At 68.8% G+C, this 14,490-nt stretch carries 13 protein-coding genes; 6 read left to right on the top strand and 7 right to left on the bottom strand.

What is annotated here, in order from left to right; all coding sequences use genetic code 11:
* Positions 1-239: 239 nt before the first annotated feature.
* Genes WBL06_RS09210 through WBL06_RS09195 form a run of 4 tightly spaced genes read left to right on the top strand, consistent with a single transcriptional unit; the run spans position 240 to position 3,382 of the window.
* Positions 240-932 carry an NTP transferase domain-containing protein gene (locus WBL06_RS09210; protein WP_424455696.1) on the top strand — a complete coding sequence of 231 codons (693 nt, stop codon included), beginning with the start codon at positions 240-242 and terminating at the stop codon, positions 930-932.
* A 47-nt stretch (positions 933-979) separates the two neighbouring features.
* Complete coding sequence (locus tag WBL06_RS09205; protein ID WP_424455695.1) at positions 980-1,789, top strand: ABC transporter permease; 810 nt, start codon at positions 980-982, stop codon at positions 1,787-1,789.
* The gene (locus tag WBL06_RS09200; RefSeq protein WP_424455694.1) at positions 1,789-2,559 is read left to right on the top strand and encodes an ABC transporter ATP-binding protein; all 771 of its coding nucleotides are present in this window, start codon (positions 1,789-1,791) and stop codon (positions 2,557-2,559) included. The genes WBL06_RS09205 and WBL06_RS09200 overlap by 1 nt, the downstream gene beginning before the upstream one ends.
* A complete protein-coding gene (locus WBL06_RS09195; RefSeq protein ID WP_424455693.1) occupies positions 2,552-3,382 on the top strand; it encodes a hypothetical protein in 831 nt (276 codons plus the stop codon). The genes WBL06_RS09200 and WBL06_RS09195 overlap by 8 nt, the downstream gene beginning before the upstream one ends.
* Before the next feature lie 111 nt (positions 3,383-3,493).
* On the opposite strand, the gene WBL06_RS09190 is transcribed toward WBL06_RS09195, so the two are convergent.
* On the bottom strand, positions 3,494-4,789 hold the full coding sequence (locus WBL06_RS09190) for a CDP-glycerol glycerophosphotransferase family protein (protein WP_424455692.1): 1,296 nt from the start codon (positions 4,787-4,789) through the stop codon (positions 3,494-3,496).
* 27 nt (positions 4,790-4,816) lie between these two features.
* The gene (locus WBL06_RS09185; RefSeq protein ID WP_424455734.1) at positions 4,817-6,127 is read right to left on the bottom strand and encodes a CDP-glycerol glycerophosphotransferase family protein; all 1,311 of its coding nucleotides are present in this window, start codon (positions 6,125-6,127) and stop codon (positions 4,817-4,819) included.
* 83 nt (positions 6,128-6,210) lie between these two features.
* Between WBL06_RS09185 and WBL06_RS09180 the strand changes: the two genes are divergently transcribed.
* Positions 6,211-8,952, top strand: a complete 2,742-nt coding sequence (locus tag WBL06_RS09180; protein WP_424455691.1) for a CDP-glycerol glycerophosphotransferase family protein — start codon at positions 6,211-6,213, stop codon at positions 8,950-8,952.
* A 95-nt stretch (positions 8,953-9,047) separates the two neighbouring features.
* Here WBL06_RS09180 and WBL06_RS09175 read toward each other — a convergent pair whose 3' ends face one another.
* From WBL06_RS09175 to WBL06_RS09155, 5 genes are all read right to left on the bottom strand, one after another.
* The gene (locus tag WBL06_RS09175) at positions 9,048-10,085 is read right to left on the bottom strand and encodes a glycosyltransferase family 2 protein (RefSeq protein WP_424455690.1); all 1,038 of its coding nucleotides are present in this window, start codon (positions 10,083-10,085) and stop codon (positions 9,048-9,050) included.
* A 65-nt stretch (positions 10,086-10,150) separates the two neighbouring features.
* Positions 10,151-11,509 (bottom strand): S1C family serine protease, encoded by a 1,359-nt coding sequence (locus WBL06_RS09170; RefSeq protein WP_424455689.1) that lies wholly within the window; start codon positions 11,507-11,509, stop codon positions 10,151-10,153.
* A 96-nt stretch (positions 11,510-11,605) separates the two neighbouring features.
* Positions 11,606-12,034, bottom strand: a complete 429-nt coding sequence (locus WBL06_RS09165) for a PKD domain-containing protein (protein WP_424455688.1) — start codon at positions 12,032-12,034, stop codon at positions 11,606-11,608.
* A 350-nt stretch (positions 12,035-12,384) separates the two neighbouring features.
* A complete protein-coding gene (locus tag WBL06_RS09160) occupies positions 12,385-12,927 on the bottom strand; it encodes a hypothetical protein (RefSeq protein WP_424455687.1) in 543 nt (180 codons plus the stop codon).
* 78 nt (positions 12,928-13,005) lie between these two features.
* Positions 13,006-13,833, bottom strand: coding sequence for a carbon-nitrogen hydrolase family protein (locus WBL06_RS09155; protein ID WP_424455686.1), 828 nt, complete (start codon positions 13,831-13,833; stop codon positions 13,006-13,008).
* 76 nt (positions 13,834-13,909) lie between these two features.
* Here WBL06_RS09155 and WBL06_RS09150 point away from each other — a divergent pair, with 76 nt between their 5' ends.
* Positions 13,910-14,464: a hypothetical protein gene (locus WBL06_RS09150; protein ID WP_424455685.1), complete on the top strand. Its 555-nt coding sequence runs from the start codon at positions 13,910-13,912 to the stop codon at positions 14,462-14,464.
* Positions 14,465-14,490 lie beyond the last annotated feature (26 nt).

Below are 14,490 nucleotides of genomic sequence, written 5' to 3'. Positions count from 1 at the left end.
CGGACCCCTGCGGGGCGAGGCGGGGCGGGGGGATTCCACCGGTCAACCGTATCAATGCGAGTTCTGCACAGATTTCATCACGATCCGAGAACGGTCGTGTCAAGTACCTGGGGTTTCACACATGGCGCCGAATAGAATTCGGGGACACAACGGGGTGTCTTGCACAACGGTCGCGCGGTGAACAGCGGGTGAATTCACCCCATCGCGACGGCCCCGACACACCCAAGGAGAACAGGACCATGACGACTCAGATCGTGATCCTCGCAGCAGGTATGGGCAGCCGTCTCGGTCGCTCCCTTCCGAAGCCGCTCACCGAGCTCAACGACGGCCGCAGCATCATGCAGCAGCAGGTCGACAACATCCACCAGGCCTTCGGCGCCGACGTGTCGATCACGACAGTCGTGGGTTACAAGCTCGAGCACATCGTCGAGGCCTTCCCCGACAACAACTACGTGTACAACGAGCGCTACGACCAGACCAACACCAGCAAGTCGCTCTTGCGTGCGCTTCAGGCGTCGAAAGACGGCGGCGTGCTGTGGATGAACGGTGATGTCGTGTTCGATCCCGAGGCGCTCGTACGTGCCGGCGACCTCGTCGCCCGCGATCGCAGCTTCGTGAGCGTCAACACCGCGAAGGTCTCCGACGAAGAGGTCAAGTACACGACCGACGCGAACGGCCACATCAAAGAGCTCTCCAAGACCGTCGAAGGCGGCCTCGGCGAAGCCGTCGGCATCAACTTCGTCGCCCGCGACGACAAGGCGGCGCTGATCCGTCGGCTCAGCCAGGTCGGCGACCAGGACTACTTCGAGCGCGGCATCGAGCTCGCGATCGAGCTCGACGACCTGCGCTTCGAGCCCGTCGACATCTCCGACCTCTACGCGGTCGAGATCGACTTCGCCGAAGACCTCGAGCGGGCCAACCTCTTCGTCTGAGTTTGCCGTGACCTGATCCGGTCACGCCGCGCGGCTAATGTTGCTGCGTGACCGTCGACGATTTCGCGCGCCCCGAGGTGCGTCGGCGATGGTCCCCCGCCGCCCGTTACCGACGGTCGCTGTGGATTCTCACGACGCGTGACCTGAAGGTGCGCTACTCGACGAGCGCGCTCGGCTACCTGTGGTCGATCCTCGACCCGCTCGTGATGGCGGCGATCTATTGGTTCGTCTTCACGCAGGTGTTCGACCGGCCGGTGGGCTACGAGCCGTACATCGTCTTCCTGCTGGCCGGGCTGCTGCCCTGGATGTGGTTCACGGGCGCGATCTCCGACAGCACCCGCGCCTTCACGAAGGAGGCGAAGCTCATCCGGTCGACGACGATCCCGCGCACGATCTGGGTCGCCCGTCTCGTGCTCAGCAAGGGCATCGAGTTCGTCGCGAGCATCCCCGTTCTCGTGTTGTTCGTCGTGCTGTTCGGCGCCATCGTGCACGTCGAGGCGCTCTGGTGGCTGCTCGCCATCCCGCTGCAGGCGGCGCTCACCCTCGGTATCGGGTTGCTCGTCGCACCGCTCGTGGTGTTCTTTCGCGACCTCGAGCGGGCGGTGAAGCTGGTGCTGCGCTTCCTGTTCTACGCCTCACCGATCATCTACGGCCTCGGCGATCTGCCGAAGGAGTTGCAGTTCTGGGGTGCGTTCAATCCGCTCGCCGGCATCTTCTCGTTGTACCGGGCCGCGTTCTTCCCGCAGGAACTCGACGGGTTCGCCGTGGCGATCAGTGCGGGGATGACGGTCGTGTTCCTGATCGTCGGATTCCTCGTGTACCGCGGCAGCATCCGGCGCGTGCTGAAGGAGATCTGATGGCGCCGCCTCCTGACGACCAGCCGCCGGAGGGCACGATCAGCGTGCGGGATCTCGGCATCCGCTTCACCCGCAACCGTGCCGCGCGCCGCAGCTTCAAGGACCTCTTCGGCGGGCGCACCAGGCGACGCCGCCCCGACGAGTTCTGGCCGCTGCGCAACGTGTCATTCGACGTGCAGCCCGGCGAGGCGATCGGTGTCGTCGGCCGCAACGGCCAGGGCAAGTCGACGCTGCTCAAGCTGGTCGCCCAAGTCATGCTGGCTGACGAGGGCGAGGTGCGGGTCGAGGGCGGTGTGGCGCCGCTCATCGAGATCACCGGCGGCTTCGTCAACGACCTCACGGTGCGCGACAACGTCAACCTCACCGCCGGCCTGCACGGCATGACGACGCGCGAGATCGCCGAACGGTTCGACGAGATCATCGCCTTCGCCGAACTCGAGAAATTCGTCGACACCCCCTACAAGCATCTGTCGAGCGGCATGCGGGTGCGCCTCGCGTTCGCGGTCATCTCGCGGCTCGAAGAGCCGATCATCCTCGTCGACGAGGTGCTCGCCGTCGGAGACGCCCCCTTCAAGGCCAAGTGCTACACCCGCATCGAAGAGCTGCTCGCCGGCGGTCGCACCCTGTTCTTCGTGTCGCACAACGAGAAAGATCTGTTGCGGTTTTGCACGCGCGGCCTCTACCTCGACCAGGGCGAACTGGTACTGGACGCCCCGATTCGCGACGTGGTCGACCGCTACAAGGCCGACTACGGTGTGAAGGGTGCCTGACGAGCTCGAAGTGCGCAGCGACAGCCGGTCGCCCTCGGCGGCCGAGCGCGGACTCGATGCCCTGCTGTCGGTGCAACGGCCCGTGGTGCTCGCGCACATCCGCAGTATCCGATCTCGTCGCCCCGACGCCAACCCGGCCCAGGTCATTGCGATCCTCGAACGCCGGTACCTCACCGCGGTCACGACCGGGGGTGCGCTCGTCGGCGCGTCGGCGGCGATCCCCGCGGTGGGAGTCGGCGTGTCGGTCGTGCTCTCCGGCGTCGAGACCGCCGGGTTCCTCGAGGCGAGCGCGTTGTTCGCGCAGTCGGTGACCGAGGTGCACGGCATCGCCGATCTCGACCGCGAGCGCGCCCGCACCCTGGTGATGGCGATGATCCTCGGCAACGGCGGGCAAGAGCTCATCCGTCAATTCGCCACCCAAGCCGCGGGTGCCGGTCCGACCCGCACCGCCTACTGGGGCGAACTGGTGACCCGCAGCCTGCCGGCGGCGGTATTCGGCCCACTCGGCGATCGGGTTCAGCGTGCATTCGTGCGCAAGTTCGCGGCGACGCAGGGTTCCTCGGTGATCGGCCGCGCCATCCCGTTCGGCATCGGCGCCGCGATCGGCGGTGGCGGCAATCACCTGCTCGGGCGACGGGTCGTGAACTCGGCGCGCACCGCGTTCGGCCCGGCGCCCGCGATCTTCCCGGCGACGCTGGATGCGGTGATCAAGCCGCAGAAGCCACCGCGCGCATCGAAGGCGATCACGGCGGCGAAGATGCCGCGCCCCCAGAAGCTGCCACGAGGCCGGGCGAACTACCCGATGTTGCCGCCCGCGAGCTGACTGCCCGCCACTCGACAGCGCCGGTACGAGCGCGTCACATCGGCGCTGTCGAGGATGTCGGCAGTGTAACGCCAGGCCGGCGGAACGTCGGGTGCACGACGCGGGCTTTCGTCAATCGCCGCTCTGCGGCAACCCTTCCTCGTCTTCGTCGTCATCGAGCGGGTCGGACTCCGACGAACGGCGGTCGCCGATGTGGATGAGGGCGTGCCGATCCCACTCCGCGATGAGGGCGTCGATCGCGGCGTGGAAGCGCTGCGTCGCGACGCCGGGAGTGGTGTCTCCGAAGTAGTGCGTCGACCAGGTTGCGAGCTTGGCCCGCGCGGCCGGGTCGAGCAGGGCCCGGTCCGCGATGGCCAGGATGTCGCCGGCCTCGTCGGCGCTGAGCCAGTCGGCGACGCTGAGGAAGCCGTCTTCGTCGATCTCGGCGTCGGGCGCCGAGGGCCGGGTCACCAGGATCGGCTTTCCGGTGGCGAGCCGGTCGTAGATCATCGCCGAGATGTCGGTGACCGCCACGTCGGCGGCCGCGAGCTGCCAGCCGAGTTCGGGGCCGTCGTCGTAGACGTGGTGGGCTCTCGGCTCTGCTCGGTTCGCATCCGCGATCGCCGCGATGATCGCCTGGTGCGCCTCGCGGTACTCGCGCGAGATGACGCCGCTCCGCGGGTGCGGCCGGTAGACCAACCGGTGCCTCGGCGAGGCCAACACGGCCGCGGTGAGCGCCCGGCCGTGAGTCGCGATCGACCCATAGGCAGCCGCCGGCCGGTCGCCCTCCCAGGTCGGCGCATACAGCACCACGATGCGGTCATCGTCGGGGTAACGCAGCTCACCGCCGAAGTGGTCGGCTTGCGGTCGACCGATGGGGATGGCGCGACGCTCGACGTCGAACGCCCAGAGTTTGCGTGACAGCCGGTCGAGAGCCGCCTGGCCGGCGACCAGGGCGTAGTCGTACGCCTTGTACTGGTTGGAGGTCATGTACATCTTGTCGCTCTCGCCGTGGTTGACGAAGACGTGCCACATGCGGCCATACCGGAACATCTGGAAGTTCTTCTGGTTCTGGTTGACGTAGAGCACGAGCCGCAGATCTTGCTCCGCCACGAACTGTTCGAGGTCGACGACGCGGCGGCGATACACGACGGGAACCGGCGACTCGTCGAGCAGGGTCAGGGTCGCGCCGGGGCTGCGCGTGATGATCGCGACGGGATGCCGCTTCGCGAGTTCGGCGAGCGGCGCGTACCACTGACGGATCTGGTAGAGGTTCACGCGGGTGTCGGCGAAGTACACCGCGATCTGGATGGTTCCGGGTTGCGGAGCGCTTTGGTGACGCGCCGCCAGTTCCGAACGAGTCGCCCGCGACCGCACCGCATTGCGGATCACGCGGCGCACGGCTCTGAAGTCGCTGAGGAGGCTCACCCTGACATTGAATCAGTGCGGGCAGGTTCACTCGCGCGGCGGCACATGGGGGTCGTCGTCATCCTCAAGCGGCGCGTACGCGGGTTGCAGTCGCGGGCCATCCCCCCGACCGGCGGACGTGCGGTCCGCCCAGAGCGCGAGCAATCGGTCGACGGCATCCTGAAATCGTGCGGTCGACGCCCCCGGCGAGGTGTCACCGAAGTGATGCTGTGACCAGTGGGCGAGCGTCGCGCGCGACGCGTTGTCGTGCATCGCGCGCTCCACGATCTCGAGCACCCGCGACGCGTCCTCGGCTCGCAGCCACTCCGCGGCCGCCAGGTACCCGCGCTCGTCGATCTCGGCCTCCGCGGAGACCGGGCGCGTGACGACGAGCGGCCTGCCCGTGGCAAGACGGTCGTAGACCATCGCCGAGATGTCGGTGATCTGCACGTCGGCGACGATGAACTGCCAGCCCAGATCGGCGCCCTCGTCGAACAGATGCCCGGCCGACGGGTCTGCGGCATTGGCGCTTGCGATCAGCGCGGCGATCTCGTCGCGAGCGGCGCGATGTTCCGGGGAGTTCACCCCGGTGCGCGGGTGTGGGCGCACCACCAGCCGGTGGGCGGGCGATGCGAGCACCGCACGGGCGAGGTCGACGCCGTGGCTGACGAGCGACCCGTAGGCCATGGTCGGCCGGTCACCCTCCCAGGTCGGCGCGTAGAAGACGACGGTGCGGTCGTCGCGCGGAATCGGCATGTTCGCCGCGCTGAGGTGATCGGTCTGCGGTCGACCGATCGGAATCGCTCGCCGGGCGACGTCGTAGTCCCACAGTTCGCGCCCCAGCCGATCGAGCGCGGCCTGACCCGCCACGAACGCGAAGTCGTAGGCCTTGAACTGGTTCGACGTCATGTAGGCCTTGTCGGACTCGCCGTGGTTGATGAAGACATGCAGGACACGGCCGTACCTGAGCATCTGGAAGTTCTTGACGTTCTGATTCACGTAGAGCATGACGGCGACATCCTGTTCGGCCAGGAACTCCTCGATCTCGCTGATGGTGCGCAGGTAGAGCACCGGGATGGTCGTCTCGCGCGATATCTCGAGGTAGGCCCCCGGGCTGCGGGTGATGATCGCAACCCCCTGCCGTTCGGCGAGTCCGGCGAGGGACGCGTACCACTGCCGCACCTGGTACAGGTTGACCCGGGTGTCGGCGAAGTAGAGGCCGACACGGATGCTGCCCGGCCGCGGCGGCGGGATCGTCGCCGCGAGGCGTTCGGCCGCGTTGCGAGCCTGACGGGCGCGAAACCCGTTGAGCAGCACGCGTGACGCCGTGCGCGCGTCCTGCGCGAGCCGGCGGATCATGGTCACGAAAATCTGCACCTTTCGATCACAACAGGGCAGGCAGGTCGGATGCGAGGGGTTGCGGTCGTGACAGAATCGTGACCATGCCGCGTGACGAGCGCAGCGAGAAGGGCCCCCGCACTCCCGCCATGGCGAGATTCACGTTCGGCACCGGCAACGCCCTCAAGTTGCTGCGACTGCCGCTGTATGCGCTTGGCGCGCTCGCGACGCTCGTCGTGCCCCGCAGTTCGCGGCTGTGGGTGTTCGGCTGCGGGATCGGCGTCGGCGAGGGTGCCCTGCCGCTCTACCGGGCGGCGCGCGAGAGGCTCGGCGACGCGACCCGCCTCGTGTGGCTCGCGACGACGGATGCCGAGCTGGCCGAGGCGCGCGGGCTCGGGCTCGACGCCGAACGCAAGACCGGATGGCGGGGCTTCTGGCTCACCCTGCGCGCTCGGGTGATCGTCGTGACGCATGGCTTCGGTGATGTCAACCGCTTCGCGACCCGCGGCGGCTTCGTCGTGCAGCTCTGGCACGGCATCCCCTTGAAGCGCCTCCACCTCGACTCCCCCGCGACCCTCCGCGTGTCCTTCCTGCCCGACCACCGCCTGGTGCGCGCGCTTCTGAGGCGCGCCTACCGGTTCGCGGGGCGCGGCATCCGGCTCTTTCCTGTCGCCTCCGACCTCGTCGCGGCACGCATCGCGAGCGCCTTCGGCGTGCCCCTGGCGCGGATCGTCGTGACCGGCGACCCGCGCGACGATGCGCTCACCGCTCCGCGCGACGGCGCCCTGCTCGACGCCGGCTCGGCCCGCTCGATCCTCTACGCGCCGACCTGGCGCGACGGCGCACCTGACCCGGTCGCTCCGACACCCGAGCAGTGGGACTCCATCGTGGCCTGGCTCGAGCGCCGCGATGCCGTGCTCTACGTGCGCGCTCACCCGCTCGGTGCGGGCGACTACGCGTCGGGTCCGGCGACCAGTACCCGCGTGCGGATGCTCGGCTCCGATCGGGCCCGCGACGTGAACGCCGTGCTTCCCGAGATCGACGTGCTGCTCACCGACTACTCGTCGATCGCGTTCGACTTCGCGCTGCTCGGCCGGCCGATCGTGTTCCTCGCCGGCGACCTGGAGCCGTACGCGAAACGTCGCGGGCTCTACGACTCGTACCGGGAGTTCAGCGGCGGACGCTACGCGACCGGCTGGGCCACCGCGCTCGAGCTTCTCGACGCGGCGCTCGACGGCGACCCGGATGCGGTGCGCCACAGCGCGTGGCTACGCGACGAGTACGTCGACGTGTCGGGAGACGCGACGAACGCGGTGCTCGATGAGATCCTCGCGCGCACCGGGGGCTCTGCGGCTCACGGCGTCGAGGTGCGGCCGCGTCCGATCGTCGCGATCGAGTCGGCAGAAGGTTCGACGCTGCGGTTGACGATCTCAGGCGACGTGACGGCCGCGCGACTCGAAGGTCGCCGGGCACGGGTCGACGGCATCCTGTCCACTGCCGGCGAACTCACCGTCGCCGAGTTCGAGCTGCTCGGCCCGCGGTGGGGCGTCGAGGGGCTCGCGCTGCCCTCGGACCGGTACCGGCTGCAGCTCGCGACGCCCCGGGGGTGGACCTCACGAGCGGTCACCACCGCGTCAGCCGACCTCGACCACGAACTCTTCCGGGCGAGCGTGGGCACGCACGCCGGAGGTGTCGTCGTGCACGTCGCCGCCCCGCTCGCCGACGACGAACGCGGCGCGGTCGCCCAGCGCCGACTCGAGCACGAGTATCGCGGCTGGCATCCGCAACCCGAGAACGCCGTCTTCTTCGAGAGCTTCTACGGCCAGTCGGCGTCGTGCAATCCGCTCGGCATCGACCGGGCCCTCGCCGAGCTGCGCCCCGAGGTGCGCCGGTACTGGAGCGTCGTCGACGGCTCGGTCGCCGTGCCCGACGGCGCGGTGCGCATCATCGAAGGCTCGCGGGAGTGGTGGCGGGTGCGCGCCGCCGCCCGAGCCCTCGTCGTCAACGACTGGCTGCGCAAGCGCTACCGTCGGCGCAGCCATCAGAAGGTGCTGCAGACCTGGCACGGCACGATGCTGAAGAAGCTCGCACTCGACCGCGGTGGCCGGGGGCTGCGAACACGCGTCGCGGTGTTGCGCGAGCGCGACCGCTGGGATGCCCTGCTCGCGCAGAACCCGTACTCGGCCGAGATCTTCCGATCGGCCTACGCGATGCGCCGCCCGATCTGGCAGGAGGGCTACCCGCGCAACGACGTGTTGCACTCCGATGGACGGGCCGCGGCGGTGCGTGCCGCGATCGGCATCCCGAGCGACGCGCGCGTCGTGCTCTACGCCCCCACCTGGCGCGACGACCGCACCGAGATGGTGGACTTCGTCGACCTCGCCGCCTTCGCCCGCGACCTCGACGCGGGCCATGTCGTGTTGGCGCGGGGCCACTCTCGCACCCTCGCCCACGGGCACGACCTCGAAGGCGCGGGACTCATCGACGTCACCAGTTACCCCGATATGGCCGACCTGCTGCTCGTTGCCGACGTGCTGGTCACCGACTACTCGTCGGTGATGTTCGACTTCGCCGGCACCGGTCGGCCGATCGTCTTCTTCACTCCCGACCTCGCCCACTACAGCGCCGACCTGCGCGGCTTCTATTTCGACCTGCTCGCAGAGGCGCCCGGGCCCGTGGTGGCGACGCGCGAGGAGCTGCTCGCCGCGATCCTGGCCGCCGCCGACGGCAACCCCGACCACGCCGCGCGGGCCGCCGCCTGGCGCGAACGCTTCACCCCGCGCGACGACGGTGGCGCCGGCCGTCGCGTCGTCGAGCGCATGCTCGCCGAAGGCTGGCTGGGCTGAGGTTTCGGGGTCGACCTGGTCTATCCGCGACTTTTCGCGCGGATCGACCATCCGCGCGAACGAAAATTCACGGATGAACGGGAGGAAGGGCCGGGCTAGGACTCCGTGCGGGAGCGGTCGACGACATCCCGGGCACCGCGCAGGGCTCCGACGAGGAATCCCGCACCCCAGCTCAGGTGCATGGTCGCGAGCACGACGGCGAGGCGCACCCGGTCGGCGAACGACCCGGGCGTCGTGACGCCGGCGACCACCAGCAGGCCGAGGTAGGCGAGCGGTCCGAGGTAGACGAGCGCGAGCATCCACCCCAGCCAGCCGCTCAGCACCCCGGTGAGGTGCAGGGGCAGCAGGATGACGGACAGCACGACCGAAATCAGCAGCACCGGCGGGGCGAAGAACCGCAGCGGGTTGCGGGCGCCGAGCCGTCGCACCAGTTCGCCGCGCCAGACTCCGGTCGCGAAGAATTGGCGGTGCAGTTTCAGCAGGGTGCTGCGGGGCCAGTAGCTGACCCGCAGCTGCGGGTCGAGCCAGACGATGTGGCCGGCCTGCCGCAGGCGGTAGTTGAGTTCCCAGTCTTCGCCGCGGCGCAGGGTCTCGTCGAAGCCGCCGATCTCGCGGAGTGCGTCCGCGCGCATGACGCCCATGTAGGCCGACTCGGCGGGACCTTCGGATGCACTCTCACCGTGGTACGCCCCGCCGCCGAGCCCGTACCTGCTGTTGTAGGCGCGCGCGACGGCGGCCTGAAGACCCGGCTTGCCGGTGGCGACCATCACCCCGCCGAGGCTCGCGGCCCCGGTGCGTTCGAGCGTCGCGACGGCACGGCTGGTGTAGCCGGGGGCAAGTTCGGTGTGGGCATCGACGCGCACGATGATCGGATGACGGCTCGCCGCGATGGCGAGGTTGAGCCCGATCGGGATGTCCATGCCCGGGTTGTCGATGATGCGGATGCGATCATCCGCAGCGATCAGGCGGGTCACGATCTCGGCGGTGCCGTCGGTCGAGGGGCCCACGGCGAGCACGATCTCGAAGTCGCCGGGATGGTCTTGCTCGACGATGCTGGCGATCGCCGCCTCGAGATAGCCGGCCTCGTTGAGCACCGGCATCACGTAGGAGACGGCGACAGGAGCGTTCGGCATCGCGCGTCTCACTCCCGGTCTCGACCGGGCCCGGCGACCGCCGGGCCCGGTCGAGCCTAACGCGGTCAGAGCTGGAGGGTACCGAGGGTCACCGTGACGGTGTGCTCTTCTCCGTCGCGCACGTACACGAGTTCGGTGTCGGCCCCGGCGGCGTGCCAGCGCACCTGGGCGGTGAGATCGACGCTGCCCGTGATGCCGACGCCGCCGAGCTCGGTGATGATGTCGCCGGGTTGTAAGCCGGCTTCCTCGGCCGCGCCGCCGGGGACGATGCCGTTCTCGTCGACGATGACCGCCCCGACGATCGACCCGTCGGTGCTGGAGGCGTCGCGCACCGTCGCGCCGAGCAGGCCGTGTGTGGCGGTGCCGTTCTCGATGAGTTCGTTGGCGACCCGTTGCGCGAGGTCGGCCGGGATGGCGAAGCCGACACCGATCGACCCCGACGAGCCGCTGGACCCCCCGGCGGTCGCGATGGCGACGACGATGCCGATGAGCTTGCCCGAGTCGTCGACGAGCGCACCGCCCGAGTTGCCGGGGTTGATGGAGGCATCCGTCTGAATCACGGGGATGGAGATCGTTCCGGAGCCGCCGGTGGACTGCTGCCCCGGGATGTCGAAGTTGAACGGGTTCTGTCCGCCGTCCTCCTCGCTGCCGTCGTCGGGCACGGCCGACGAGGCGATCTGGATGCTGCGCTCGAGCACGCTGACGATCCCGTCGGTCACCGTGTTGGCCAGACCGAGCGGGGCCCCGATCGCGACGGCCCGGTCGCCGACATCGAGGGCGTCGACATCCCCGAACTCGATGGGAGTCAGGCCGCTCGCATCGACCAGCTTGATCACGGCGAGGTCGACGGTGGGGTCGTTGCCGACGATCTCGGCGGCGAAGATGCGGCCGTCGGCGGTCGTGACCTCGATGGTGCCCTCGTTCGACGCACCGTCGAGGGTGACGACGTGGTTGTTGGTGAGCACGTAGCCGTCTTCGCTGAGGATGACGCCCGACCCGCTTCCGCCGGCGCGCTGGGATGCCACGCTGATCGTGACAACCGAGGGGCCGGCTTTCGCGGCAACCGCGTTGACGACATTGACGCCCTCGGGGTCGTTCACGGTGATCGTCTGCGGGTCGACGGAACCGCTCGGGCCGTCGGCGACATTCGCCGAAATCGCCCATGCGGCGATGCCGGCTCCCGAGGCTCCTCCGACGAGAGCGGCAGCCGCGGCGACGGCGACGAGGGTGGCGGCGCCGTTGCGCGGCCGGGACGCCGCGGGCGTGGGCTCGATCTCGAGGGTGGCGTCTGGCGTGGGGTCGGTCGATGCCGCAGGCGTCGGTTCGGCGGACTCCTCGGGCGTGGGTTCAACAGCCGCTTCGGGCGTGCGGGTGACGCGCGGGCGGCGGACGCGGGGGGCGGGCTTCTGGTCGGACTCGGACATCGAGGTGCTCCTTTCGGCGCAGCCAGCATCTCGCCGAATTCTGTGCGTCTGTTATGGCTGCGCTGGGAGCCTACTTCGCTTCCCGGGGCACGGCTCTCAGCACCCCGGACCGCTGGGGTTTGCCAGGCAGTCGTGTTCGACGAGCACCGTCTTGGCCGTGCCGACTCGGATGTGCAGATCGTTCGCCGGCAGGGTGATCGACCCCACGACGGGTCGCCACGGCCCGCCGTCGAAGCGGTACTCAGCGGCGAACACGATCGACAACGTGATCGTGTAGTCGCCGACCTGCTCGTACACGTGAGATGTCGGCGTCGGCTCGAACTCGGCGATGCCGAGCGCGGCCCACCTTGCACCAGGGGTGTGCTTCGTCGCCGACGTGCCGTCGCCGTACGCCCAGCGGTAGGTCGTCGGAGTGAAACGCACGTCGGCCGGGCGGCCGAGCAGCGTCCCGTTCACCAAGTGGGTGCTGGTGATTGCGTAGAAGTTCGTGTCGAGCCCCGCGACCGCCCACCCATCGGGTTCCATCTGCTGCCGCCCCGGAGTCGGGATGAACGTCGCGATGTCACGAATCGTGATGGTGGGGATGCCAGGCTCCCCCGGTTCATCGGCCTCATAGCAGGATGCCGGCCGGTTGGGCTGTGGCCTCAGGCACGCGGGGTCTTGGATGTTCGGCGGCGGTGCGTTGCGCGGGTCACCGCCAGGCGTTCCTGGCCGTTCTGGCGCTCCCGGCGCTTGGCCCTCTCCTCGCAGCTGGACTCCGCCGTTGTCGACCGACGAGCACACGCCGAGCTGCCGCTCTATATCGCTGCAATCCCCTGCAACCTGTACGCCGAGCGCGGGGGATGGGATTGCAATGAGCGCCGCGACTGATACCGCTAACAGGAGGAGTCGGGCCACGCGTCGTCGCTCGCAAGAATCAGGGGTGGCTGGCCGCCTGCGGTAACCATGACAACTTCAAGCACAGCGCGGTCGACTCTGTCCAGGGGTGTCACATCCTCGCCCGAGTCGTTCGTTACGCGAGATTGAGATGCGTCCCAGCATGCGTAGAAGACGACCTCGACATCGTTGCCGACTTGCTCCACACGCTGCACGTCGACCAGATCGAAAGTTGTGTGCCCAACGAGTCGCAAACCCGACTCTCTAAGGGTCTCAAAACCACGGAGCTCGACATCGAGCCGGTCGACGGTGACTAGGGGCGAGATTCGCTCTGGGTCGATTCCCCCCTCGCTCCCGATCAGACTCGACATCTTGAGGTAAGCCGCATACGCATCCTCGGCGGCGGCGAGGGCTTCCTCTTCCGACGCAAAGATCGGGGTAGCAGAGGGCGTCGGGGGAAGGGTGGGAATCGGGTCACCCCCGCCGCATCCCGCGAGCAGAAGCATCCCGGCAATCGTCACGGCACCGACCAGCATTCGCATGGCCCCTACGGTACCTACGCCCCAACCGCACGCGGCGAGATATCCACACCGAGCACCCCGACAACCCCCTGGGGAGGACTACCGCGGTGCGACCGTGAACCGCCGCAGTCTCAGCGCGGGGTTGATGTGACGCACCTCGAGGACGCGCGTGGGCGAGATCCAGGCGACGCCGACATCCGTCGCCTCTCCGACGGTCACCAGCTCGACGCCCATCGGGTCGACGACCATGCTGTTGCCGGCGCCGATCGGTGGGGCGTGGTCGGCGGCGGCGACGTAGACGGTGTTCTCGATCGCGCGGGCGGTGACGAGGGTGCGCCAGTGGTGCTCTTTGAGCGGCCCGCGCACCCACTCGCTCGGCAGCAGTACCAGGTCGGCACCGGCATCCACCAGGCGTCTCGTGACCTCGGGGAACCGCACGTCGTAACAGGTCTGCAGCCCCACCGTGAAGCCGCCCCACGCGAACGTCGGCGCGGCGCCGTCGGCCCAGACGTTGCCGGCGACGATGCGGTCGCTCTCGCGCATGCCGAAGGCGTCGTAGAGGTGCATCTTGCGGTAGTGCGCCACCACTTCGCCCGCGGCGTCGACGGCGACGAGGGTGTTGGCCACACGATCGGTTTCGCCCGGTACGAGTTCGATCATTCCGGCGACGAGATGGATGCCGAGCTCTGCTGCGATCTCGGCGAGCGCCCGCACGAACGGGCCGTGCAGCGACTGCGCGTGTTCGGGCCAGTCGGGGCCGAGGTCGGGGGTGAAGTACGACGAGTACTCGGGGAAGACGACGAGGAGCGCACCACGGGATGCCGCATCTTCGGCGAGCCGACGGATCGTGTCGAGATTCTTCGCCTCATCGTCACCGGGCGCGAATTGCGCGACGGCGATGGCGACGGGGCCAGACGGCGTCTCCATTCCCCTAGGCTACGCGTCAACCTCGGGAGGCCTCTCCACCGTCGTGCCAGTGACGTACCGAAAAGGAGCCGTGCCCATGTTGCGTGTCATCCCCGTCGTCGCCCTCCTGATGCTGCTCGCCGCCTGCGGGAGCCCCACACCCCCGGCCCCGGATGCCGGCGAGTCGGCAAGCCCGACCCCGACGGTCACCGCAACCGCGGCACCCGACGAATCCCCCGAGTCCGAACCGGAACCCGAACCGGAACCCGAACCGGAGCTGGAGCCGGGTTTGAGCGCGGCCGACCGTGCGAACGTGCGCGACGCGATCATCAGCGGAAACACGGCAGCCATCGAACCGTACCTGTCAGACCCGGTGCGCGTCATCATCATGTCGACCGAGTGCTGCTGGGACATCAGCCGGGCCGAAGCCGTCGCAGAACTCTCCTACGTGACGGGGGCGCCCGGCCCGTGGAACTTCAGTTTGCCCGCAGCGACGGTGGCTCCCTGGCACACCAACACCTACTACGGCTACCTGTTCACCGGCGACGACATCACCGGGCGGGCAGCCGACGGCACGATCGTCTCGTTCGGGATCGAGGGCGGTCAGATCACCAAGATCCTCATGGGATGGGACGAAGGCTTCTTCGACTGACCCGACGCTCACACGGCAGCGGGGCC

This window comes from Pseudolysinimonas sp. (assembly GCF_049651805.1).
GTDB lineage: Bacteria > Actinomycetota > Actinomycetes > Actinomycetales > Microbacteriaceae > Pseudolysinimonas_A.
This window is presented reverse-complemented; position numbering and strand designations above follow the sequence as displayed.

Bases quoted from the DNA above. Each gene is read 5' to 3' on its own strand.
- WBL06_RS09210 (WP_424455696.1), top strand. From the start codon at position 240: ATGACGACTCAGATCGTGATCCTCGCAGCAGGTATGGGCAGCCGTCTC.
- WBL06_RS09200 (WP_424455694.1), top strand. From the start codon at position 1,789: ATGGCGCCGCCTCCTGACGACCAGCCGCCGGAGGGCACGATCAGCGTG.
- WBL06_RS09185 (WP_424455734.1), bottom strand. From the start codon at position 6,127: ATGATCCGCCGGCTCGCGCAGGACGCGCGCACGGCGTCACGCGTGCTG.
- WBL06_RS09180 (WP_424455691.1), top strand. From the start codon at position 6,211: ATGCCGCGTGACGAGCGCAGCGAGAAGGGCCCCCGCACTCCCGCCATG.
- WBL06_RS09175 (WP_424455690.1), bottom strand. From the start codon at position 10,085: ATGCCGAACGCTCCTGTCGCCGTCTCCTACGTGATGCCGGTGCTCAAC.
- WBL06_RS09170 (WP_424455689.1), bottom strand. From the start codon at position 11,509: ATGTCCGAGTCCGACCAGAAGCCCGCCCCCCGCGTCCGCCGCCCGCGC.
- WBL06_RS09165 (WP_424455688.1), bottom strand. From the start codon at position 12,034: ATGGAACCCGATGGGTGGGCGGTCGCGGGGCTCGACACGAACTTCTAC.
- WBL06_RS09160 (WP_424455687.1), bottom strand. From the start codon at position 12,927: ATGCGAATGCTGGTCGGTGCCGTGACGATTGCCGGGATGCTTCTGCTC.
- WBL06_RS09155 (WP_424455686.1), bottom strand. From the start codon at position 13,833: ATGGAGACGCCGTCTGGCCCCGTCGCCATCGCCGTCGCGCAATTCGCG.
- WBL06_RS09150 (WP_424455685.1), top strand. From the start codon at position 13,910: ATGTTGCGTGTCATCCCCGTCGTCGCCCTCCTGATGCTGCTCGCCGCC.